The following is a 20,233-nucleotide window of genomic DNA, read 5'->3' as shown; positions in this document are numbered from 1 at the left end:
CGACCCGGTCATTATCCAGAATGGCGAACAGTCTTCCCAAGGGTTAACCCTTTATCTGCCCAGATGCGAGGCCTACAGTAGAGGTCATGCGGCGCCGCCCGCACACTTGAAAAGGACATTGCATCATGAAGACCCCCGCCCAACGCCGCAACCTCGCTGTTTCCGCACTTTGCGCCATCGGCCTCGCGCTGGTTGGCACGGTCGCCCACGCCGCCGCGCCGGTTTCGGACCTCGCCCGCCTGGACGGCGCCGTTGCCCGCGTCGGCAAGTTCGACCCCTACACCGACGGTGCACGCGGCGTCCAGGATGCCCGCGACCCATACTCCGACGGCGCACGCGGCGTCCAGGATGCCCGCGACCCGTACACCGACGGCGCCTGATTGGTTAAGGAATTCCGGCCACGGCCCTCGCGGCAATGGCGGCCCGGAGCCAGACAACCGCTGCGGCCGCTTCCGGCGCGCCGCCCCTTCAGCAGTCAGTAGCAAGGAGGTCATGACATGACAACCATCCCCGCAGCCCTGTTCGCCAAGCACGCCGACAACCCCGAGCACATCGTCACCGCGCTCAATCATCAGCAAATCGTTGTCGCTCTCTCGGCACTTGTTGCGGAGCAGGAGGTCGCCGTGCTCCATATGCTCTACCCTCGCACCGACGCCCGCACCCACCGCAGCCTAGACGCCCTGGTCAGCGCCCTGCATCGTCACGGCCTGCACAAGGTGGCCGCACTGATCGAACAGGAAACCCATTACCTGGCGTTCAGCGACCCGCGCAAAGCATGGAGAGTTCTCCAAGAAATTCGCAATGATTCGCTGGCGATTGGAGTGCATCTCTTTTACAAGGGCGCAACGGGTGATGAGGCGGAGCGGACGCTGGATAAGGATGCGCATCGTAGGGCGTGAGGGTTGGTATCACGCGGCAACCGCGTCGGTATTGCCTACATAACCCCACATCCTGGTGGCCACGCGACCTGCAGAGCGGGCGGCTCAGCCAGGTGCGGATAGCGCACTGGGACCACTCGGGCTCTTCCGCGTCTCGCTTTCCGTTCTTACGCCGGTAGCCATCGCTGCCGTGCACTGGCCCGATCAATGGCACAGACTGTCCGAGCTCGCTATGGGTTGCCTCGCGCCAAGGTGGACGGCCGCGAATTTCTGCGCCAGTCCGGCGCGGCCTGGGTGAACGTGCAGGCCGGCATGCTCGATGAAGGGAATGGGCCGGTGTTGCAGCCGGTCCCCCTAAGCGCCCCCTCTTTCTGCTCGATCTGCTGCCGCTCATTCATGCGAAACAGCAGCCTTGATCGCCGCGACGTGTGGTTCTGTCGCGATAACGCCGGCGCGGCGAAGCCAGCAAGTGAAGCGGGCTGGTTTATGAAACCAGGGAATAGAATTGCTGTGCGGCGGACAAACGGGTCCCATTGGGGCAGTTCATCTGCCCCTTGGCGATCATGTGCATGGTCTCGATGCCACCCACGATGATGCGTGCGCATCGGAATTTCTTGAACCCGAGCATGGGCCGCGTTCGCCGTTTGATGGCCCGGTGGGGTATTGTCACGTTTGGCGGCGGGGTAAGATGAGGAGATGAAGAAGAAAGCATCTCGTTGCAGCTGGCCTGCAGCCGCCAATCCGATCTCGTACAAGGGCTATCGTTTTCCCGCCGAGGTGATCCGCTATGCCGTGTGGTTGTACTACCGGTTTCCGCTGAGCCTGCGCATGGTCGAGGAAATGCTGGCCGCCCGTGGCATTGAGGCGACCTACGAAACCGTGCGGCGCTGGTCAGTGCACTTCGGCCTGGCCGTCGCCAAACGCATTCGCAACACAGCACTGGGCCGGGGTGACAAGTGGCACCTCGATGAAGTCGTGGTGACCATCCGCGGCAAGAAGCACTGGCTGTGGCGCGCGGTGGATCAGCACGGCGCCGTGCTCGACGTACTGGTCCAAAGCCGGCGCGACCAGGCCGCGGCCAAGCGGCTGATGCGCAAGTTGCTCAAGCGCCATGGACGTCCGCGTGTGATTGTCACTGACAAGCTGCGCAGCTACGCGGCGGCCAACAACGAGCTGGGTCTGACGGTCGAGCACCGGCAGCACAAGGGGCTGAACAACCGGGCCGAGAACAGCCACCAGCCCACGCGGGTACGAGAAAAGGTGATGCGCCGCTTCAAGTCGGCGCGCCACCTGCAACGCTTCGCGTCGGTGCATGGACAGATTTCAAACCTTTTCATGGGGTGTCGATACCATCGCGATGCCCAGCACAAACGGCAGGCTCGCACCCAGGCCATGCAGGCCTGGGAAAGGGCTTCGTGCGTCCGCTGGATGGCATGACCGGCGGTCCACACTTGCCCTGCGGCTTTTCTCGGCCAATTTCCAACAATGTGACACCCATTAGCCGACCCGAGTCAAGGGACAACACTACCCCGTCGTTGGGTGCAGGGGTGATGCAGCATGCAGGGGTGATGCAGCAGTACATCACCCCTGCACCCAACGAAACATTCGGCAATCACTACCGTGCTGCTCTTGGAGCGAAATCGCGCCCATGTTTTCGTTTGGCTGGCTGCGAACTGAATCGCGCCAGACACCCATCGGGATCAAGCTGGCTGCGCCAATATCCGCAGCCGCCCTGGCGGCGCTGACCGCCCCAGAAAACCATCGGTGCCAGACCGTGTCCAAAGGCGTATTTACAATGCCTTGGCTATCGCACGCGACGCCAGTCTTTAGGTGGCTCACGGCCTGGGCGATTCAATCATCAGCAAACAGTCGGTCGGCGCAGGGGGAGCGTCCAATCAAAGCCCTGGTTGCAGGCCAGTCACGTTACTGGCTCGCCAGCTTGCGCCGAACCATCAAACAAAGCATCGGTTCACATCGAATGGCTGCTGCTCGCGCAGCATGTAGTAACAGGCGCGCGCTAGTTTGTGGGCCACGGCCTTGAGCGCGACAAACCGGTTCGTGGCGCGAAGCTTGCGTTCATAGAAGCGCCGCGCCGGTAAGCATTGGCGCAAGGTGAAATTGGCCGCCTCGACGAAGGCCCACGCGAGATACGCATTGCCGTTGCGGGTGTTGCCTTCGCCTTTCTTCTTGCCATTACTTTGCCGTGCGCTGTCCACGCAGCGGCAATACGAACTGAATTTGCCGACCTCCGCAAACCGCGTTGGCGTTCCGGTCTCCAGCATGATGGTGGTGGCCAGCGTTTCACCGATCCCGGGCACGGTCTTCAGCAGAAGATACTCGGCTCGTAGTTTGACGCATTCGGTTAGCCGTTTCTCGAGGATGGCAATCTGTTGTTGCAACGCGTCGCTGATCGCAAGATTTGCCTTGACCGCGAGTGCGACGTCCGCCGGCAGGCCGATCGCGTCCACTTGCTCGGTGGTCATGCGCTTGACCGTGCGACTGCTCATTGACTTGCCCGTATGGCGCGCGAAGAGGTTCTCGATCGCCAGAATCTGGGCGGTTCGGCACCGGACTAGCTGGATCCGCTTGCGAGCCAAGTCGCGTGCAGCCCGCTGCTCGCGTGGATAGATGTAACCTTCAGGCAATAGCCCCAGACGTAGCAACTGCGCCAGATAGGCGGCATCGGCCGCGTCTCCGCTATGCTTCAATCCTTCGTACCGCTTGATCGCTGCGACGTGCGCCAGATGAACCTGGTAGCCGGCATCCATTAACCCATCCACCAGCCAGTACCAGTTGTAGGTCGATTCCACCACGACGCCAACCAGCTCATCCTGGTGGGCAGCAAGGGCCGACAGGATCTGCTCCAGATCATTGGGCAGACGCCGTTGTAGCACGATACGATCCTCCACATCGCTGACCACCACCACACTGTTATTCGAGTGCAGGTCTATTCCGCAGTACTTCATGTCGGCCTCCGTCAGGTCAAAGTGCACGTCCCACCTTGACTCTAACCTCACCACTTCTCAGGGCGAGGCCACGACCGGCTATATGATTATCAAAGCCGGTCGAACGTTTCTTCTCCCTGATTACTGATAAGGCCATCCGCCGCGGCTCATTCACCAGCGTCAAGCAGTTGGTCCAACGCATCGATCATTTCGTGACCGCTTACAACGCGGACTGCCAGCCGTTTCGCTGAACTGCTACTGCCGATTCGATTCTCGAAAAATTGCACCAACTTTGCTCACGTATTAGTGGGGCAGGACACTAGCGTGCAATATTTTCCGTTTTCTGAAGCGACCCCTGAACACTCGTCTTCAGCGAGAAACTGTGCCACGGTGTTGGCGACCAGCCTGCGGTCATTGTCGATACTGAGCATGTGATAGCTCTCGTCCACGACCAGCAGCTTTGCGGCACGAATGTGCTTGCTGAGGAAGTAGGCTGAACGCAGGCTCGTCAGTTCATCTTCACGGGCATGGATGATCAGTGCCGGCCGGGTAACACACCGGACACGCTTGCGGACGTAGCTGCGCAGGCGATCGAGCTCGCGGATACAGGCGAGCGGAGTCCACGAATAATGGAAGGTATCGCCCCGCAGGAAGCGGGCCTTGATTGCCGCGCGCAGTACGCCGTTCTTGACGCCGAACGGCTCGGATTCCTTCACGCGGAAATTATCGCGCACCTTGGGAACGCGATAAGCCAGATGCCGCAGCGTCCGGTACCAGGGCAGCGACCAGCCATCCAGGAACACCGGTGCCGCCAGCGCGACAACCCTGCCACGCCGGTCGCCGACCAGTTGGCTCAGTGCGAGCGCCAGCAAGGCGCCCATGCACATGCCAACGATGTGAACGGTTTCATACTCGGCACGCATTTCAAGATATTGAAGGGATACGGCTTCGAGCCAATGCTCAAAGCGCACGCCGACCAGATCCTCGGGACGCGTGCCATGCCCAGGCAGTACAGCGCACTTCGTTTCGTATCCCTCTCCCTTCAGTGTCTTCTCCACGAGCCGCAGTTCATGTTCGGTACCGCCGAGTCCATGGATCAAAAGAGCCGCCGCTGTCTTGCGTGAACCCACCGCGCCACCCAACAACTTTCCGTCCACTGTCTTATTCACTTTCATTCGAGGCACTGCACTGCTGCACTGTGCAGCACGTTTGCCACCTGGCACGTAATCGTTTTTAAACGAAACAAACCGTTATCTCGTTGACATTTGAAAGCACATAGTCTGTCACACCAAGACATGGCTTTCACATGTGGATTTGCCCCGCTATCCCGCAGGTGAAGGCGCCAGGCTTGCAACAAAATGAGAGCTGAATCAGAGAGCTAAAGTCGAAACTGGTGTACGGGCGGGGAATTTGAGGCACGGAGTCGAGGGCGGTGGAGCTTTTCGCTGAGAATCTGATTGTCCAGATCGGAAACCAGGGCCATCGCATGAAATGTGACGGAAATCTAAACGTCGTTCCTGAATCGCCCCGGATTTTGAGGCTCCAAGTCTTGAGAGAATGGAGCCATGAACAAGCAGAACAAGCATTCCCCCGAAGTCCAAGAGCGGGCTGTTCGCCTGGTGCGAGAACAGCTCGGCGAGCATCCGTCGCTATGGGCGGCGGTCCAGGCCATTGCCCCAAAGATTGGGTGCTCGGCCCATACATTGTTGAAATGGGTCAAGCGTGACCAAATTGATAGCGGTGAACGCGACGGCGTAACGACGTCAGAACGAGAACGCGTCAAGGCGCTGGAGCGTGAAGTCAAGGAATTACGTCGAGCCAACGAGATCCTGAAGCTGGCCAGCGCGTTTTTCGCCCAGGCGGAGCTCGACCGCCGGCTCAAGTCCTGAAGGCCTTCGTCGATGAGCATCGAGATGCCTTCGGGGTCGAGCCGATCTGTAAAGTCTTGCAGATTGCCCCGTCGTGTTACCGACGCCATGCCGCACGGCTTCGCGATCCGTCGCGACGCAGCGCCCGTGCAATTCGCGATGAGCGTCTGCGGCCTGCGGTCAAACGGGTCTGGGAGGACAATATGCAGGTCTATGGTGCGGACAAAGTCTGGAAACAGATGAACCGTGAAGGCATGGCGGTGGCGCGCTGCACGGTCGAACGACTGATGAAGCAGCTTGGCCTGGAGGGGGTGCGCCGGGGCAAGAAGAAGCGCACCACGGTAGCGGACGACTCGGTGCCGTGCCCTCTGGATCGCGTCAAGCGCCAGTTCCACGCCACGCGGCCCAACCAACTGTGGGTGAGTGATTTCACCTATGTTTCGACCTGGCAGGGCTGGCTGTACGTGGCCTTCGTGATCGACGTGTTCGCCCGCTGTATTGTTGGCTGGCGCGTCAGCACTTCGATGACCACGGACTTCGTTCTGGACGCCTTGGAACAGGCGCTTTACGCGCGCCAGCCCGACAACGATGGGACGCTCATTCACCATTCTGACAGGGGATCGCAATACGTCAGCATTCGCTATACCGAGAGGCTTTCTGAAGCCGGCATTGAACCGTCGGTCGGCAGCCGCGGTGACTCCTACGACAACGCACTGGCTGAGACCATCAATGGCCTGTACAAGGCCGAACTGATCCACAAGCGCGGCCCCTGGAAATCCCGTGAGGCCGTAGAGCTTGCAACCCTGGAATGGGTGGCCTGGTTCAACAACCACCGCCTGATGGAACACCTCGGCTATATCCCGCCGGCTGAAGCTGAGGCAAACTACTACCGGCAACTCAGCTACACCGCTGCCGCGCCGGCATCAACTTAAACCAAACAGCCTCCTCGATACCCGGGGCGATTCAACGAAACGCTTTCTCGAACAATGGCAACAGCTTGATGACCCAGCGGTGCACGGTCTAATGATCGACCGCGAGGCCGCGTTCGGCCATCATTTCCTCCAGATCACGCAGGCTCAGCGAATACGCCACGTACCAGCGCACGCACAGCAAGATCACGTCCAACGGGTAGTGCAGGCGCTTGAGCACCTTGGTTAGGCCCGCGGGCAAGGTCTTGCGGGGTGTCTTCGTCGGCTTCGTCATCAAGGTGCTTCCAGCATTTCTGGCCGACGATTCTACCCCTCCCGCCTTATCGCGACAGAGCCGCGCCTTCTATCGGACAGCCATGCATGGGCTCTGTCGGTATCTAGACCGGAAGCTTGTGCGCTGGGCTCAGCGCAAGTACAAAACTCTGCGACGGCACAAGCGGCGCAGTGAAGAGTGGTTGCACAAAATGAAGAAGGCAGACCCGCGACAGTTCGCGCACTGGCAGTATCAGAGGATACAGGTTGGATAACGGGAGCCGTGTAAATCGAGAGGTTTACGCACGGTTCTGCGAAAGACTCCGGGTGAAATTCCCTGGGTCTACTCACCCCTACATCCTGGTACGCGGTCAGCGGAAGTACCTGTACCGGGCGGTCGACAAGGCGGGCCATACCATCGACTTCCTGCTGCGCGCCCAGCGTGACAAGGCCGCAGCACGGCGGTTTTTCGAGAAGGCCATCGCGCAGCACGGCCAGCCTGACACGGTGACCATCGACGGCAGCCCGGCCAACCTGGCGGCGCTGCACGACCTCAACGCCGAACGGGAAACTCCCATCGCCATTCGCCAGGTCAAGTACCTGAACAACGTCGTCGAGCAGGACCATCGGGCCATCAAGCGCATCACCCGACCGATGCTCGGGTTTAAAGCCTTTCGCTGCGCGACCATTCTCCTGGGTGGCATCGAGTTGATGCATATGATCGCCAAGGAGCAGATGCAGCGTCCCGGTGGGGCCGCTGCGTCCGCTGCACAGCAATTCTATTCCCTCGCAACATAAGCCAGCATCAATGCCGGCTTCTTGCCGGCTGGTCTTTCTTACTGCGACAAAACCCCACGCTCTGCAACGGGAAAGGTGGAAAGCTGAAAAACGCGGACAGGCTGTCATTTGGCAGGTGTTCCGCTCAGATGTCTGACCAGCCGACCCAGCGTGGTGGCTTGTATCAGCAGGCTGAACACGACCACCAGGTAGGTCACACCGACCAGCATTTCGCGGCCGTGGAAGTCTGGCAGGGACAGTGCCAGCGCAATCGAAATGCCACCGCGCAGCCCGCCCCACGTCATGATAGTGGCCGAATGCGGATTGAGACGGCGGAAGTTCTGCAAGGCCAGCAGCGGAACTGCCACGCTGACGCCACGTGCCAGCAGCACCACCGGGATGGCCGCCAGCCCCAGCCAGATGATATGTAAATGCAGCGACAGCGCGATGATCTCCAGCCCGATCAGGCCAAACAGCACCAGGTTGAGCAACTCGTCCAGCAAGCCCCAAAAGTTGAACAAATGCTCCCGCGTCTTCTCGGACATCGAGGTGGTGACGCCATGGTTGCCGATCACGAGCCCCATGATCACCACCGACAGCGGCGCCGATACGTGCGCCAGTTCGGCCAAAGCGTAGCCGCCCGTAGCCAGCGCCAACGTGATCAGGATTTCCACCGGATAGCTATCGATGCCGCGCAGCATCAACGAGGCACCGTAGCCCAGCGCCGCACCGAGCGCCAGCGCGCCCAGCACCTCGCGTACGAGGGCTGTCGCCACGTGGGAGGCCGAAAGTCAGAAGCGCCGGTGGCCAGGCCGACCAACGTGAGGAAGGCAACCACGGCCGTTCCGTCGTTGAACAGCGATTCTCCCGCAATCTTAGTCTCCAGGCTTTCCGCCGCACCCGCCTTCTTGAGCACGCTGAGCACCGCAATCGGGTCCGTCGGCGAAATCAGGGCGCCGAACACCATACACCAAAGCAGACTGATGGGATGGCCGAGCCACCGTGTCACGTAGTAGAAACCGCCGCCCACGGCTATCGTGGAAATCACCACGCCGACGGTGGCGAGCAGGATCACCGCACCCCGCTGCTGCCGCATGCGGGTGAGGTCGACATGGAGGGCACCGGCGAACAGCAACAAGCCGAGCAGACCATGGAAGACCAGGTCGGAGAAATCGATCATGGCCATCAACATACGAGCGTTGCTCACCATTTCGGGGTGGTTGAAGCCCAGGATGGAGAGACTCAGGCAGGCGACGAGCCCGACGGCAGTGATGCCGAGCGTGTCGGGCAGCTTGATGAAGCGGTGATTGATGACGCCGAAAATCGCGATGAGCGCCAGTAGCGCACCGCTCCCCTGAAACACGGTCATATACGGATGGTTCCTCTGGTGATGGATGGTCTAGGTAATGGAGCCCGCCGCGCAGGCGCCACTCGGGCATGCCTTGGTGCAGACTACGGCCGCCTACGCCAAGACCGATCTGGGCCAGCTATTCGTCGAGCAGACGTTTGCCGACACGCCGCGGACCAGCGACTGAGGGACCATCTCGCGCCGAGAGGCCAGCGCAAGGACGAATACGCGAGGCTGGCGGTCTTTGCTACCGACGGGACGCGCTGCTGGCCTGGCCCTTGTCGATTTGGATGGCCTTCCGCAGCGCGGCCAACTCGCCTATGCACGACCTGACTTCGCCAACGTGACCGTGCCGCTGCACCTACTGATACGTCATGGTAAAGATCGCCCGTGCAACCACGGCACCCGGAGACACCGTTCCAGTGCGGATGTACTGAGCCACAAATGGAAGCGTCCAGGTACCCGTAGGCGATGTGCCCAATGCAACCGTCTTGGTGACGGGCGTAGAGGTCGGGCTTCCCGAGCCGGTGACAAAGGGGTCTGTCCGAGGGTAATGGGATTATTGTTCCTAAGGACGCGGACCGTGATGCCCGACGCGCCCCCGGACTGGAGCGTCAGATTTGCCGTCGCGTTGCCATTGTTGTTGGCATCCGTCAGCAATATCCCGACCTGCGATGGGCCGCTGCAATTCAGGACGATGTTAAACGGCGTATTGCCAGCCGTTGAACCGACGGACTGAAGGGCGTTTGCGCTGATGGTCGGCAGGTTGACGGCAATCGCCGTTGTTTGCACCGTGCAGGTGGGAGCGACCGTGGTCGTGGTTCCATTGAGCGTCAGTGTCCCAACCCGGCTTCCGGACCAGTAGCCCGTCCCATACACCCCAGAGTACGACATGGAACCTGCGGTGATCGGCCCCGTAACCACCAGTTGCACGCGGAACCACCCCATGGGACCGCAGTTGGTGGTGCAATAGGAAGCTGACGCGACGGTTCCACCATTGGTCAGGGGTACGGCATACGAGCCTGTCGTGGTCCCGCTGCCGTCTGCGGTAAAGAATGCAGCGATGCCGATACCGGGGATGTTGGTGGCGTAAACGGAGTTTCCCGAAACGAGAGTACGACTTGTGGTTAGCGCCGCAGTCCCCCTTTGGCTACCAACGCAAAGGTAGAGAATCACTTTTGGATCTGCGGAGACCCAGCCACTGTCGTAAAGCATTGTGCCGATAGCCGGATTCGCATTCGTCGGCAGTTGGCTGGGTAGATTGATAATCGCCGAGCCGTTACCGCTACTAGAGCATAAGGCAAATGCGGGAAGCGCCACCAGCATTAGAAAGGCGGCCAGGAAGCCTGTCCGAACGAGAATCACAAGCCAGTGCATAGTCTGAAACATTGTCGAAAGCCTCAATTGGCGGTTGCGGTCAGGGCCGCATCGTGGCAGATGGCACGGACGACGCCCATGAGGTTCTTTTGCGTCTTTGGGTCGGCGGGCAGTTGATAGCGCAGTTGGCATGATTTGGCTGGGTCCTCGCCGAGCGCCACGCTGAGGGTGCCGCTGTCGGCCTTGAGCCCACGCGCGATGATGCGCCCGCCCTGGGCCACCGTGCCCACAGCTTGGCCACTGGCGTCACGCACCTCGGCCCCAAACGGCAGCGGCTCGCCGTCAGCACGCTTGACCTCGAGGATGGCCATGCGGCCGGCGTTCTCCGTGTCGAACCTCAGCTTCACGACCGCGCCAGCGGTCGGCGCCACCTGTTGCATCGTGGACTTCAGTTCCACGTTCATCGGCAATCCCTGTGGATCAATCTCGACCTGGTTGCGCCAAAACGGCGTCAGGTTCGACACCACGGCGTGGCCCCAGGGGTCCACGCGCAGCCCGCTGCCGTTGGTCAGCCGCGCGCCGGCCGCATCTTTGGCCTCCACGACCGCCACCGTATCGCCCAGGCTCGGCGTGAAGGCCACGCCCCCCGCGTACGTCACGATGCCGCCGGCCAGCCCCGCGCTCACCTGCGTGTAGTTGCTGCTCTTGCTCGCACTGACGCTGAGCGTCGTCACCGGCGACACATAGGACACATTGCCGCCTACGCTGGTGCTGGCCGCCCCATTGCCACTGTTGCGGCCCACGTTGATACCGTAGGCCACGGCGCTGTCCCTGCCAAGCGTGCCCGTCACCGTTTCCTGCAGGCTGGTGCTGCCCGAGGAATCCTGCTGCAGGCTTGTCATCGAATACGGCGCGCGTGGACTCTGGCCCAGCGGGACGCCCACGTTGAGCCCCACGCGGTTGTCCCACCGGTTGGCCGTGACGTTGAACTGGCGTGAGACCGAGACGCCGTAGTTGATATGCATGTAGCTGTTGTTGTAGCCCGCCTGGAGTTGGGTATCGCGGCCATTGCGGTTCCAGTAGTCCTGCACCGAGCCCGACAGATAGAAGTTGCCATAGCCCTGGGCCAGGGCCTGGTTGACAGTGACCTGGAACCGGCCGCGCTGGATGCCGCTCATGGCAAAGGCCATGCCGCGTTCATCCAGGCCCCGCAGGGCCATGGCATCGGCCAGACCCAGGTAGCCACCGCTGGAGTAACGGTAAGCGGCCAGCGTGAGGTTGGTGTTGGTCGGCTGCACCAGCTTGCTGTAGGAAAGCCGCACGCTCTGGCCACTGCGGCTGGGCTCATTGGCCAGCCACGTGGAGGCGTGGGTGATGTCCGCACCGAAGGCGCCATAGTCGGTGTTCAGCGCCGCCCCCAACAGCCCGGCGACATAGTGGGGCGACGCGACCACCCCAGCGTATCCGGTGATGAGGTTGGTGAAACCGTGCTGTACCGTGCCCTGCAGCAGGGGCGGCGAGGTGTGAACGCCCGGATTGCGGTATTGGCCCGCCGTGACGCTATAGCGCGTGACACCGGGTCGCAGCGCGTTGACCGCGGCTGCGTAGGGCACCCGCGAGACGTGTACGCTGCCGTCGGCTTCGGTGACGCGGACTTCCAGGTCACCGCCGTAGCCAGTCGGATACAGGTCATTGATCTCGAACGGGCCGGCCGGGACCGTGGTGTCGTAGAGGATGTTGCCATTCTGGCGGATCTGCACCTGGGCGTTGCTCTGAGCGATGCCGCGCACGGTCGGCGCGTAGCCCCGTTGCGATTGCGGATACATGCGGTCATCACTGGCCAGCTGCACACCGAGAAAGCCCACGCTGTCGAATAAGGCCCCGTCGGTAAAGGCCTCGCCAATCACGAGCTGACTCTTGAGCGGCACGATCGAGCGTTGCAGGTTGGTTTGCACGCTCTGGTAGCGGTTGCCCGTCTGCTGGTCGTGCGTGAAGTTGCCCCGATGATGAAAACGCCAGGGGCCAACGTTCACGCCGGCGTCCAGGCCCAGGTAACCCTGGGTCGAAGCCATGCCCTGGCTGTCACTGTGATACACATTGGCGTTGTACTGCAGACGCGCGGCGTTGATGCCTTCGTCCCAGTACTTCGGATCCACGTAGCCGCGGGCCTGGCGTAACATGGTCGCCTGCGGCACGCTCACGTCCAGGCGCTGCTCGCCGTTATCAAAGGTGGCCGTCGCATCTTCGATGATCTCCGGCAACGCGACGCAAGCCCCCGTGCCCTCCAGGCGTGCGCTGGCCTGCGGCTTGAGTTTGGTCAGATCCACCCCCATGCGCTCGAGAAGCGCCCGGTCAAAACACGGCTGGACATTGCGGACGTTCCCATCGACGGCGCGCAGCGTCACGTCACCGCGACCGATCCAGGTCTGATTGACATACAAGTCGGCGCGGTAGTCGCCGACGAGGGCCACGTTGCCCCGGTTGAAACGGCTGATGTCAATCTGCTCGCCAGGCACCTTGCGCAGGAAGATATCACTGAACTTCGCCTCAGCCGCCAAGCTCCCGCCGTCAGCCGCCATGGCGGTCGCACTGGCAGCCAGCAGGCAGACGGCCGGGCCGATCTGGTGGCGCACGGGGAGCGTGGGAGATGGCTTACGCATTGGAAATCACACGAAATAGCGGGCAAGCCGCTACCTACGCCGGCGATGGGATTGGCCTGGTGGTCCCGGTGCCCATGGGAATTACGGAGCCACGGCGAGTGCAGCTTCTCCGTCAATGGCGCCGCCAAAGTCGCTGATGGCGTGGTAGCGAACCTTCAGGTCCGGCGCGGGACCCGCGGCGTTGCTCAGCCCAAACACTTGCGTGTCTCCCGGCCTCACCATGCCGCCGTCATCGAACTTCGCCGACTTGCCCCACCCTCGACCGCGAAGGCGGCGAACGAGACGAAGTACGGCGTCGGGTTGCGCACCTGCACCTGCTTGCCGCCAGGCAGCAGCCGCCATTCCACCTTGGCCGGCGCCTCCTGCGCGGTGCCGGCCAGCCCGGTCGGCCGGTAGAACAGCTTGATGCGCGAGCGGAATGCCAGTTGCAGCTTGTTGGCCTCTGCACTGCTCTCGGGCGGAATCTCCAGCACGTTGAGCCAGAACACCGATTCCTTGTCCTTGGGCAGCGGCTCACCGGTATAGAAAATCCGCAGCGTCTGGCCTTTGCCAGGGTCGATGCGGGACACCGGCGGCGTCACGGTAAAGGGCACGGAAATCTCCGACGGCGCTGCTTTGGGATCGCCCTTGTCCAGCCACACCTGCGTGAGCGCTGGCAGCTTTCCCTCGTTGCTCAGCCTGACGGTGGTCTCGCGCTCATTGGCGTTGAAGATCACGCGCGTGCCGGCAATGACCACCGAGGCCTCGGCTCGCAGCGCAACGACCAGACCGAGCACCAGCAAGGCCGTGGTCCAGACGTATCGAGACATCCGCGTGGGGGTCATGAGCATTCTGAGGTCGGTTGGGAACCGTGTATGCCAACGGTTGAGGGAGGGTCTGGCCGCTATTCTGTCAGAGTAAAAGCGGGGGATAAAAGTCCAGACGGGCCTGGGTTCGATGCCGGCTGTAGAGCAACGCGTTGCATTCCGTGATCCCGCGCCGTGCAAGCTCCCTCTGCAATCGCTCGGGGCCGAAGGTCTCACGGGTTGACCAGCGTCTTGACGGAAATCGACAGGCGCTAGGGTGCCTCGCTGGCAGCCAACATGGCGCGCCAGCTTCACTGCCTCTTCACGATCGGGAAAACAAGGCCGAATCCAGAGCGGGCGGATGGCATGACGGGGAGATCCCGCCATCCGCATCCCATTTAGTTGTAGCTCAGGGTGTACATCACGCTGGAGTTGGCCGGACCGGTGCCGGCCGCGCCCGTGGCGTAGTACTGGACGAAGTATGGCAGTGTGGCCGAACCCGAAGTAATAGCCACCGAATGCGAGTTCTGCTGCGCATCAGCAAATCCAGCCTTGATGGGAGAGAGATCATTGCCGTTGAGCAACTGCATTTGCACATTGGTCGCACCACCAGTAACGATCAGGTTACCGGTCGACGCATCGGTCGTCGGGCCCGCTTCAAAGAAGGTGTGCACGGTGCCCGTGCTCGGAGTGCAGCCGGTCAGGACGATGTTGAACGGCGTGCGGCCTGCGGTGGAGCCCGCACTGCCCAAGACGCCGCTCGTCACGGTCGGCAGCGTGACGATGAAGTCCTTCGTACCAGTGCTGTTGCCGTCGACATTGCAGGTATTTGCGGTGACCTGACCGTTGAAGGTTATGCTGCCGTCAGCTGCGGCAGCAAACTGCGAAGCCAGGCCCAAGCCGAACACAACCAGCGTCGAGAGAAGAGATTTCTTCATGATGATGAATAGACAAAAATAGGCAGGATCAAGATTGGCGCTCGAAGACGGATTTGGACCCCGCTAATCCATCCACCCAGTGATACAGTTACAGTAAGTCCTATCTGCACTATCGCAGAACAGGATAATATGGGTATGCCACCCGAAGAATCTGAATTTTTCACAACTTGGCTGATCATACGCAGGGCCATCGCATGAAATGTGACGGAAATCTAAACTGCGGCAGTGAATAACCAGAGTGGCGTCATTCAATCGACCGGCACCCTGGCAGTCGATACCCACGGGCAGACCTACGACAACAGTCAGGGCGGGCTGACGGTGGCCAACGGGGCCATGAGCCTCAACACCGGCGCCCTGAACAATGCGGCGGGCACGATCTCCGTCCAGCACGCCGTCACCGTGACCGGAACCACGCTGGACAACACCGGAGGCACCGTGGTGGCGGGCGGACCGCTGGCGCTCGCCGGCGACAGCCTCGCCAACGCAGGCGGCAAGGTCGCTTCCAATGCCGACGCCACGTTGCGCATCGCCAATGCGCTGGACAACACGGCCGGCCTCACCCATGCAGGCGGCACGCTGGATGTGCAGCCTGCACAGTCATCAACCGCAATACGCTGGGCGGCACGGGCCATGTGCATCAGCATGTCGACGTGTATTCAATGACACCATCTGATCATTCGCAGGCATCGGATTTGACAGACGTTTGCCATTCTGAAATATTTCAATCCGTTGCGAATTCTTACAAGTTGCAGTTTGCACAATAAGTGCTGCCCCTCCTGGGGAAGCAATCCGCCACGCGCGAGGCCACGCACATTGAGGTTGCGGTCGCCATTAATTTAGGGATTTCTACGTCGTGTATGAGTCGTTGTCGTTTGTCCGGTGGTTGATGGTAGCAAGCGACCGGGGCATCCATCTGTTTAATCCACTTGGCTACATCCGCTACCTGATCTCGCTTGCCGCCTTGGCCAAATTCTGCCATCCGACGGGCAGCCGAAAGTGCTGGAGCCGGCGTCTGAGGTTTGTGGTCCGCTCGCTGGCACACGGTCGCTACGCGCGGCAATGGTTGGCTTCCATTGCCGCGTGCTCGCTAATGCAGCGCGCTGTCATTGCCAGGCCGGCGCTACTGGAGCGCCCATTTCGGCCGTTGGGCTGGATGGGGCTGCGGTTCGTCGAGCGCCTGCGGCTCGTGAGCCAGCACTACGCCATCCTGCGCGGCGCGCTGCCGCTCCACATCTGCCAGCACATATATGTAGGCGGCGGGCTGGACGCCATGCAACACGACGGCCGCTATCTGCTGCGGTTGGCCGATTCCGCGCCAAATCCAAAGGAGGGAGAGCTGGCGTTCTACTGGCTGGATACCGTGGCAGCGACCTGCCTGGTCCAGCTGAGCTTCTACCTGAAGCCATCTGCGGACGGACCCGAGATCTTTGTGGGCGGCCTTCAAGGGCCTCGCGGTGAACGCAGCCGTGATCTGATCCGCGAATCCACAAAGGCCGGAGACGGCCTGCGGCCCAAGGACGCCGTGACCGAGGCATTACTGGCCTTCGCGTCCCAGATCGGCGCCCGACGCATTGTTGCAGTTTCGCGCCGAAATCACGTGGGCCGACAGCGCAGCACTCCGCGCGAAATTCATGCCGACTACGAGAGCTTCTGGATGGAGTGCGGCGGCATCGCGCTGCCCTGCGGCAACATCGAGCTTCCTGTGAACCCGCCGCTTCGCGACCCTACGACGCTGCCGTCTAAAAAACGCGCCGCCTACCGACGCAAGCAGCAGCGCGCCGATGCCATCCGGCAGAACGTTAGTCAGTGGCTGGCGCTTCCGGCCGTCAGCAACACGAGTGATGCCGTTGCGCGCGTTTGTATCGTTGAGTTCAGGTCTGCGCAGTCTGCCGCGCTGCGGTAGGCACATAATCGGGACAGAAGGGCTCTGTCGCAGTATGGGGCTTCGCCGTATTCTGTCAACAGCCCCCGCAGGCTGTTGATTTGCATCGTACGCAACTTCACCAGTTGCTGGCGCATCCGGTGTAGCGCCAGCAACGCCTGCTGTGCTTCGGTTTTTACGATTCTGTCGCGATAACGCCGGCGCGGCGAAGCCAGCAAGTGAAGCGGGCTGGTTTATGAAACCAGGGAATAGAATTGCTGTGCGGCGGACAAACGGGTCCCATTGGGGCAGTTCATCTGCCCCTTGGCGATCATGTGCATGGTCTCGATGCCACCCACGATGATGCGTGCGCATCGGAATTTCTTGAACCCGAGCATGGGCCGCGTTCGCCGTTTGATGGCCCGGTGGTCCTGCTCAACAATGTTGTTCAGGTACTTGCGCTGACGGATCCTGATCGGCGTTTCACGCTGCGCGTTCACCGCATGCAGTGCGGCCAGGTTGGCTCCACTTTTGTCGATGGTCACGATATCAGGTGCGCCGTTCTGGCCAATGGCTTTCTCAAAGTAACGCCGCGCAGCAGCCTTGTCCCGGCGAGCGCGCAGCAAGAAGTCGACGGTGTTGCCGGCCTTGTCCACTGCGCGATAAAGGTACGTCCATTTGCCGCGCACCTTGAGGTAGGTTTCGTCCATGCGCCAGCTCTTGCCGACCGGGCGCTTGTGGCGACAAAACGCTTTCTCGAACAATGGCAACAGCTTGATGACCCAGCGGTGCACGGTCTAATGATCGACCGCGAGGCCGCGTTCGGCCATCATTTCCTCCAGATCACGCAGGCTCAGCGAATACGCCACGTACCAGCGCACGCACTGGGGAGCCATTCTCCTGCAACTCGAGGAAATGTAATTTTCTGATTATTCTTGTCTCTTGATACCGGATCCGTTGGAACGCGCCTTGCGCCAGAAACGACTTCCAAGCAGCAGAAACACCACTGCTGCGTAGATCGATACCTCGTCAAAGTCGTTCTTGCCGGCCTTGTGCCACCAGAAGTGCAGGATGGCAAGCACCGCAATGCCATAGACTACGCGATGCAGCACCTGCCAGCGCTTGCCGCCAAGCCAGCGCACCATTGCATTTGTCGACGTGACCGCCAGCGGAATCATTAGCACGAATGCGACGAACCCCACAGTGATGAATGGCCGCTTGCCGATGTCCTTGATTATGTAGGCCACGTCAAAGCCGCGATCGACTACGAGCCACAGCAGGAAATGCAGCACGCCATAGAAGAATGCGAACAGGCCCAGCATGCGACGCAACCGGATCAGCCAGATCCATCCGGTGATGCGGCGCAGTGGCGTAACCGCGAGCGTCACACACAGTATTGCGAGCGTCCACGTGCCAGTGGAACGGGTGACGAACTCGAGCGGATTCGCGCCAAACCGCGCCGTGACGCCGAGGTAGATCAGGCGTGCGAACGGCAGCATCGCCAGGCACCAGACGGCGAGCTTCACCGCCTGTACGTGCTGGGGCGAGAGTTTTGCAATTCCACCGCCTGGCTTTCTTGGCGCTCGCACCGCGGCTGCCGGTAGATCACGCTGCACCATCAGAAGAACTTCCTCAAATCCATGCCCTGGTAGAGCGATGCCACCTGGGCACCGTAGCCATTGAACGGCAGGGTCCTGCGCTTTGGCGCGAACAGCGCCGAAAAGCCGCCACTGCCCTTGTCCTCGCCGATGCGCCGTTCCGTGGCCTGGCTCCAGCGGGGGTGGTCCACGTCGGGGTTCACGTTCGAATAGAAGCCATACTCGTTCGGCGCGGCAATGTTCCAGCTCGTTGGCGGCTGCTTGTCGACGAAGCGGATCTTCACGATCGACTTCGCACTCTTGAAGCCATACTTCCACGGCACCACCACGCGTACTGGCGCGCCATTCTGGTTCGGCAGCACTTCCCCATACAGCCCGAACGTCAGCAGCGCCAGCGGATGCATGGCCTCGTCCATGCGCAGGCCTTCGCTGTAGGGCCAGTCCAGTACACCGCTGCTGATGCCCGGCATCTGTTTCTTGTCGGCGAGCGTAATGAACTGGACGTACTTCGCACCGGGCTGCGGCTCGACCCGCCTGATCAGCTCCGCCAACGGATAACCGATCCAGGGAATCACCATCGACCAGCCCTCCACGCAACGGAGCCGATAGACGCGTTCTTCCATCGGCGCGAGCTTGAGCAGTTCGTCGAGGTCATACACCTTGGGTTGCTTGATCAGCCCCTCCACCGCAACCTGCCAGGGGCGCGGCCGCAGCGTGCCCGCGTACCGCGCCGGGTCGGACTTGTCGGTACCGAACTCGTAGAAGTTGTTGTAGGCCGTGACATCCTCGTAGGGCGTACGCTTCTCCGTCACCAAGTACGAACCATTCACGGCTGCGGCCAGCCTGGGCAGCTTGCCGGGCGTGCCCTGCGCGAAAGCCTGCTGCGCGAACCACGGCGATACCAGGCTACCTGCGGCGCCCATCGCCAGCAGGCGCCGACGCGTGGCGAACACGTGTTGCGGCGTGATTTCCGATGCAGCGATGTCGTCGCCACGCAGCCATTTTGGGGAAGGAATCAGCATATGAAAGGTAGTGGGAACAACGTCAGGTGAGAACTCCGGTGCTGGCCGATTCCACATAGCTATGGCGAATAGCAGTCCAGATCGCTTGCCACGCTCACCTGCCCCGTATAGTGCTGCCGAATGCGGCGTAGATCGTCCGGCAGCGCGACAAGACTGCGCGCCATCAAGTGACTGAGGACAAGATGCTTGACATGGGCGGCTTCGGCCTTGATGCCGATCACGCTCGGCCGGACATGCAGCCTGGCTGCCACCGGGTCGGCATCCTCCGGGACGGCCATGTGCATCACGAGGATATCTGCATGCCTGATCATGTCCCAGAAGGCCGGATTGTCGCCATTTTGATCGCCGCTGAAGGCAATCGTGTGGGTGGGCGTGCGCACCAGATAGCCAAGTGCCGGTACCGGTCCATGGCTGACAGGCACGGCGGAAACGGTGAGGCCCGGCGACTTGAACACAACCTGTGGACTATCGCGGTGAACATCGACTTCGGCAGGCTCCAGCTTGAAAAGGCCATCGGTGCCGTCGAGTGCGCCCGCGAGATAGGCAAACGCGCCATTGGGATCGGCGAATTCCGCCGACAGGAAGGTTTTCAGGCCGGGAAATGGGGCCCCTGCGCTCGGACCGCTCACAGGCAGTGCGGTCAAACGTTCCGAGAAAAAGCCAGCCTTGACGAGGGCTGGAAGATCCGCGACATGGTCAGCATGAAAATGTGTGAGCGCGATCAGGTCCAAGTCTTCGATGCGGGCCTTTGCCTCGCCGAAGCGGAGGAAGACGCCTCCCCCAGAGTCCACGAGCACGCGGCTGTGGCCATCGATCCAGACCAGATAGCCGCTGCTGGCCCGATGACCTTCCGGAACCGGGCCACCGGCGCCCAATACCTGTAGGGCGAAACTGCGAGCACAGCCTGACGAGGCAAGTGCCGAATTGCTGCAGATCAGCAGTGCCGCGGCGCTGAGCAAGAGCACACGGCACGCCTTGGTCCATGGGCCGCATGTCAGGAGGGTTGGCTTCATGAGGCATCTAGCTATTGTCGACAAGCGGGCCATCGTCGATGA

The 20,233-nt window shown here is 61.3% G+C and carries 14 protein-coding genes, 9 pseudogenes and 1 other annotated feature; of the genes and pseudogenes, 9 read left to right on the top strand and 14 right to left on the bottom strand.

What is annotated here, in order from left to right; all coding sequences use genetic code 11:
* Positions 1 to 125: 125 nt before the first annotated feature.
* From AC5WJ1_RS28960 to AC5WJ1_RS28950, 3 genes and pseudogenes are all read left to right on the top strand, one after another.
* Complete coding sequence (locus AC5WJ1_RS28960; protein ID WP_494477346.1) at positions 126 to 380, top strand: hypothetical protein; 255 nt, start codon at positions 126 to 128, stop codon at positions 378 to 380.
* 117 nt (positions 381 to 497) lie between these two features.
* Positions 498 to 899 carry a hypothetical protein gene (locus AC5WJ1_RS28955; protein WP_494477345.1) on the top strand — a complete coding sequence of 134 codons (402 nt, stop codon included), beginning with the start codon at positions 498 to 500 and terminating at the stop codon, positions 897 to 899.
* Between the two features lie 207 nt (positions 900 to 1,106).
* A pseudogene (locus AC5WJ1_RS28950) lies at positions 1,107 to 1,241 on the top strand (replication protein RepA); the annotation flags it as partial.
* A gap of 121 nt (positions 1,242 to 1,362) precedes the next feature.
* Here the strand turns inward: AC5WJ1_RS28950 and AC5WJ1_RS28945 are convergent.
* Positions 1,363 to 1,536: pseudogene (locus tag AC5WJ1_RS28945) on the bottom strand (IS6 family transposase); the annotation flags it as partial.
* 38 nt (positions 1,537 to 1,574) lie between these two features.
* Between AC5WJ1_RS28945 and AC5WJ1_RS28940 the strand changes: the two are divergent.
* Positions 1,575 to 2,315, top strand: a complete 741-nt coding sequence (locus AC5WJ1_RS28940) for an IS6 family transposase (RefSeq protein WP_494477344.1) — start codon at positions 1,575 to 1,577, stop codon at positions 2,313 to 2,315.
* A 515-nt stretch (positions 2,316 to 2,830) separates the two neighbouring features.
* On the opposite strand, the gene AC5WJ1_RS28935 is transcribed toward AC5WJ1_RS28940, so the two are convergent.
* A complete protein-coding gene (locus tag AC5WJ1_RS28935; RefSeq protein ID WP_435385428.1) occupies positions 2,831 to 3,844 on the bottom strand; it encodes an IS110 family RNA-guided transposase in 1,014 nt (337 codons plus the stop codon).
* 98 nt (positions 3,845 to 3,942) lie between these two features.
* On the opposite strand from AC5WJ1_RS28935, the pseudogene AC5WJ1_RS28930 reads away from it, so the two are divergent.
* Positions 3,943 to 4,146 (top strand): annotated as a pseudogene (locus AC5WJ1_RS28930) (IS630 family transposase); the annotation flags it as partial.
* Here the strand turns inward: AC5WJ1_RS28930 and AC5WJ1_RS28925 are convergent.
* Positions 4,120 to 4,998 (bottom strand): alpha/beta hydrolase, encoded by an 879-nt coding sequence (locus AC5WJ1_RS28925; RefSeq protein WP_494477343.1) that lies wholly within the window; start codon positions 4,996 to 4,998, stop codon positions 4,120 to 4,122. The pseudogene AC5WJ1_RS28930 and the gene AC5WJ1_RS28925 overlap by 27 nt on opposite strands.
* Positions 4,999 to 5,388: 390 nt before the next feature.
* Between AC5WJ1_RS28925 and AC5WJ1_RS28920 the strand changes: the two genes are divergently transcribed.
* A protein-coding gene (locus AC5WJ1_RS28920) for an IS3 family transposase (protein ID WP_494477342.1) occupies positions 5,389 to 6,623 on the top strand; the annotation gives its coding sequence in 2 pieces (ribosomal slippage) (positions 5,389 to 5,677 and positions 5,677 to 6,623; 1,236 coding nt in all).
* Positions 5,667 to 5,783, top strand: a sequence feature (AL1L pseudoknot). It overlaps the preceding gene by 117 nt.
* Before the next feature lie 91 nt (positions 6,624 to 6,714).
* Here the strand turns inward: AC5WJ1_RS28920 and AC5WJ1_RS28915 are convergent.
* Positions 6,715 to 6,894 (bottom strand): annotated as a pseudogene (locus AC5WJ1_RS28915) (IS6 family transposase); the annotation flags it as partial.
* Between the two features lie 332 nt (positions 6,895 to 7,226).
* Here AC5WJ1_RS28915 and AC5WJ1_RS28910 point away from each other — a divergent pair.
* Positions 7,227 to 7,670, top strand: a pseudogene (locus tag AC5WJ1_RS28910) (IS6 family transposase); the annotation flags it as partial.
* Between the two features lie 104 nt (positions 7,671 to 7,774).
* Here the strand turns inward: AC5WJ1_RS28910 and AC5WJ1_RS28905 are convergent.
* The 5 genes and pseudogenes from AC5WJ1_RS28905 to AC5WJ1_RS28885 all read right to left on the bottom strand — a co-directional run bounded on the left by AC5WJ1_RS28905 (position 7,775) and on the right by AC5WJ1_RS28885 (position 14,697).
* Positions 7,775 to 9,018: pseudogene (locus tag AC5WJ1_RS28905) on the bottom strand (cation:proton antiporter).
* 351 nt (positions 9,019 to 9,369) lie between these two features.
* The gene (locus tag AC5WJ1_RS28900; protein ID WP_494477393.1) at positions 9,370 to 10,323 is read right to left on the bottom strand and encodes a fimbrial protein; all 954 of its coding nucleotides are present in this window, start codon (positions 10,321 to 10,323) and stop codon (positions 9,370 to 9,372) included.
* Between the two features lie 74 nt (positions 10,324 to 10,397).
* Positions 10,398 to 12,974 carry a fimbria/pilus outer membrane usher protein gene (locus AC5WJ1_RS28895; RefSeq protein ID WP_494477341.1) on the bottom strand — a complete coding sequence of 859 codons (2,577 nt, stop codon included), beginning with the start codon at positions 12,972 to 12,974 and terminating at the stop codon, positions 10,398 to 10,400.
* An 81-nt stretch (positions 12,975 to 13,055) separates the two neighbouring features.
* Positions 13,056 to 13,783, bottom strand: a pseudogene (locus AC5WJ1_RS28890) (fimbria/pilus periplasmic chaperone).
* 374 nt (positions 13,784 to 14,157) lie between these two features.
* Positions 14,158 to 14,697, bottom strand: a complete 540-nt coding sequence (locus AC5WJ1_RS28885) for a fimbrial protein (RefSeq protein ID WP_494477031.1) — start codon at positions 14,695 to 14,697, stop codon at positions 14,158 to 14,160.
* Positions 14,698 to 14,922: 225 nt separating this feature from the next.
* Here AC5WJ1_RS28885 and AC5WJ1_RS28880 point away from each other — a divergent pair, with 225 nt between their 5' ends.
* Together AC5WJ1_RS28880 and AC5WJ1_RS28875 are read left to right on the top strand one after the other, a co-directional pair.
* Entirely contained in the window at positions 14,923 to 15,360 is a 438-nt protein-coding gene (locus tag AC5WJ1_RS28880; RefSeq protein WP_494477032.1) for a hypothetical protein, read from the top strand.
* A gap of 223 nt (positions 15,361 to 15,583) precedes the next feature.
* Positions 15,584 to 16,600: a DUF535 family protein gene (locus AC5WJ1_RS28875; protein ID WP_494477033.1), complete on the top strand. Its 1,017-nt coding sequence runs from the start codon at positions 15,584 to 15,586 to the stop codon at positions 16,598 to 16,600.
* Between the two features lie 41 nt (positions 16,601 to 16,641).
* On the opposite strand, the pseudogene AC5WJ1_RS28870 reads toward AC5WJ1_RS28875, so the two are convergent.
* The 5 genes and pseudogenes from AC5WJ1_RS28870 to AC5WJ1_RS28850 all read right to left on the bottom strand — a co-directional run.
* Positions 16,642 to 16,758: pseudogene (locus AC5WJ1_RS28870) on the bottom strand (IS110 family transposase); the annotation flags it as partial.
* Between the two features lie 54 nt (positions 16,759 to 16,812).
* Positions 16,813 to 17,454 (bottom strand): annotated as a pseudogene (locus AC5WJ1_RS28865) (IS6 family transposase).
* A gap of 33 nt (positions 17,455 to 17,487) precedes the next feature.
* A complete protein-coding gene (gene msrQ / locus AC5WJ1_RS28860; RefSeq protein WP_494477034.1) occupies positions 17,488 to 18,177 on the bottom strand; it encodes a protein-methionine-sulfoxide reductase heme-binding subunit MsrQ in 690 nt (229 codons plus the stop codon).
* Positions 18,177 to 19,178, bottom strand: a complete 1,002-nt coding sequence (msrP, locus tag AC5WJ1_RS28855; protein ID WP_494477035.1) for a protein-methionine-sulfoxide reductase catalytic subunit MsrP — start codon at positions 19,176 to 19,178, stop codon at positions 18,177 to 18,179. The genes msrQ and msrP overlap by 1 nt, the downstream gene beginning before the upstream one ends.
* 59 nt (positions 19,179 to 19,237) lie before the next feature.
* Positions 19,238 to 20,191 carry an MBL fold metallo-hydrolase gene (locus AC5WJ1_RS28850; protein ID WP_494477340.1) on the bottom strand — a complete coding sequence of 318 codons (954 nt, stop codon included), beginning with the start codon at positions 20,189 to 20,191 and terminating at the stop codon, positions 19,238 to 19,240.
* Between the last annotated feature and the right edge of the window lie 42 nt (positions 20,192 to 20,233).

The sequence above is a fragment of the Cupriavidus sp. MEYA8 genome (genome assembly GCF_059278825.1).
This window is presented reverse-complemented; position numbering and strand designations above follow the sequence as displayed.

Bases quoted from the DNA above. Each gene is read 5' to 3' on its own strand.
- AC5WJ1_RS28925 (WP_494477343.1), bottom strand. From the start codon at position 4,998: ATGAAAGTGAATAAGACAGTGGACGGAAAGTTGTTGGGTGGCGCGGTG.
- msrP (WP_494477035.1), bottom strand. From the start codon at position 19,178: ATGCTGATTCCTTCCCCAAAATGGCTGCGTGGCGACGACATCGCTGCA.
- AC5WJ1_RS28935 (WP_435385428.1), bottom strand. From the start codon at position 3,844: ATGAAGTACTGCGGAATAGACCTGCACTCGAATAACAGTGTGGTGGTG.
- AC5WJ1_RS28875 (WP_494477033.1), top strand. From the start codon at position 15,584: ATGGTAGCAAGCGACCGGGGCATCCATCTGTTTAATCCACTTGGCTAC.
- AC5WJ1_RS28940 (WP_494477344.1), top strand. From the start codon at position 1,575: ATGAAGAAGAAAGCATCTCGTTGCAGCTGGCCTGCAGCCGCCAATCCG.
- AC5WJ1_RS28895 (WP_494477341.1), bottom strand. From the start codon at position 12,974: ATGCGTAAGCCATCTCCCACGCTCCCCGTGCGCCACCAGATCGGCCCG.
- msrQ (WP_494477034.1), bottom strand. From the start codon at position 18,177: ATGGTGCAGCGTGATCTACCGGCAGCCGCGGTGCGAGCGCCAAGAAAG.
- AC5WJ1_RS28955 (WP_494477345.1), top strand. From the start codon at position 498: ATGACAACCATCCCCGCAGCCCTGTTCGCCAAGCACGCCGACAACCCC.
- AC5WJ1_RS28900 (WP_494477393.1), bottom strand. From the start codon at position 10,323: ATGCTGGTGGCGCTTCCCGCATTTGCCTTATGCTCTAGTAGCGGTAAC.
- AC5WJ1_RS28960 (WP_494477346.1), top strand. From the start codon at position 126: ATGAAGACCCCCGCCCAACGCCGCAACCTCGCTGTTTCCGCACTTTGC.
- AC5WJ1_RS28850 (WP_494477340.1), bottom strand. From the start codon at position 20,191: ATGAAGCCAACCCTCCTGACATGCGGCCCATGGACCAAGGCGTGCCGT.
- AC5WJ1_RS28885 (WP_494477031.1), bottom strand. From the start codon at position 14,697: ATGAAGAAATCTCTTCTCTCGACGCTGGTTGTGTTCGGCTTGGGCCTG.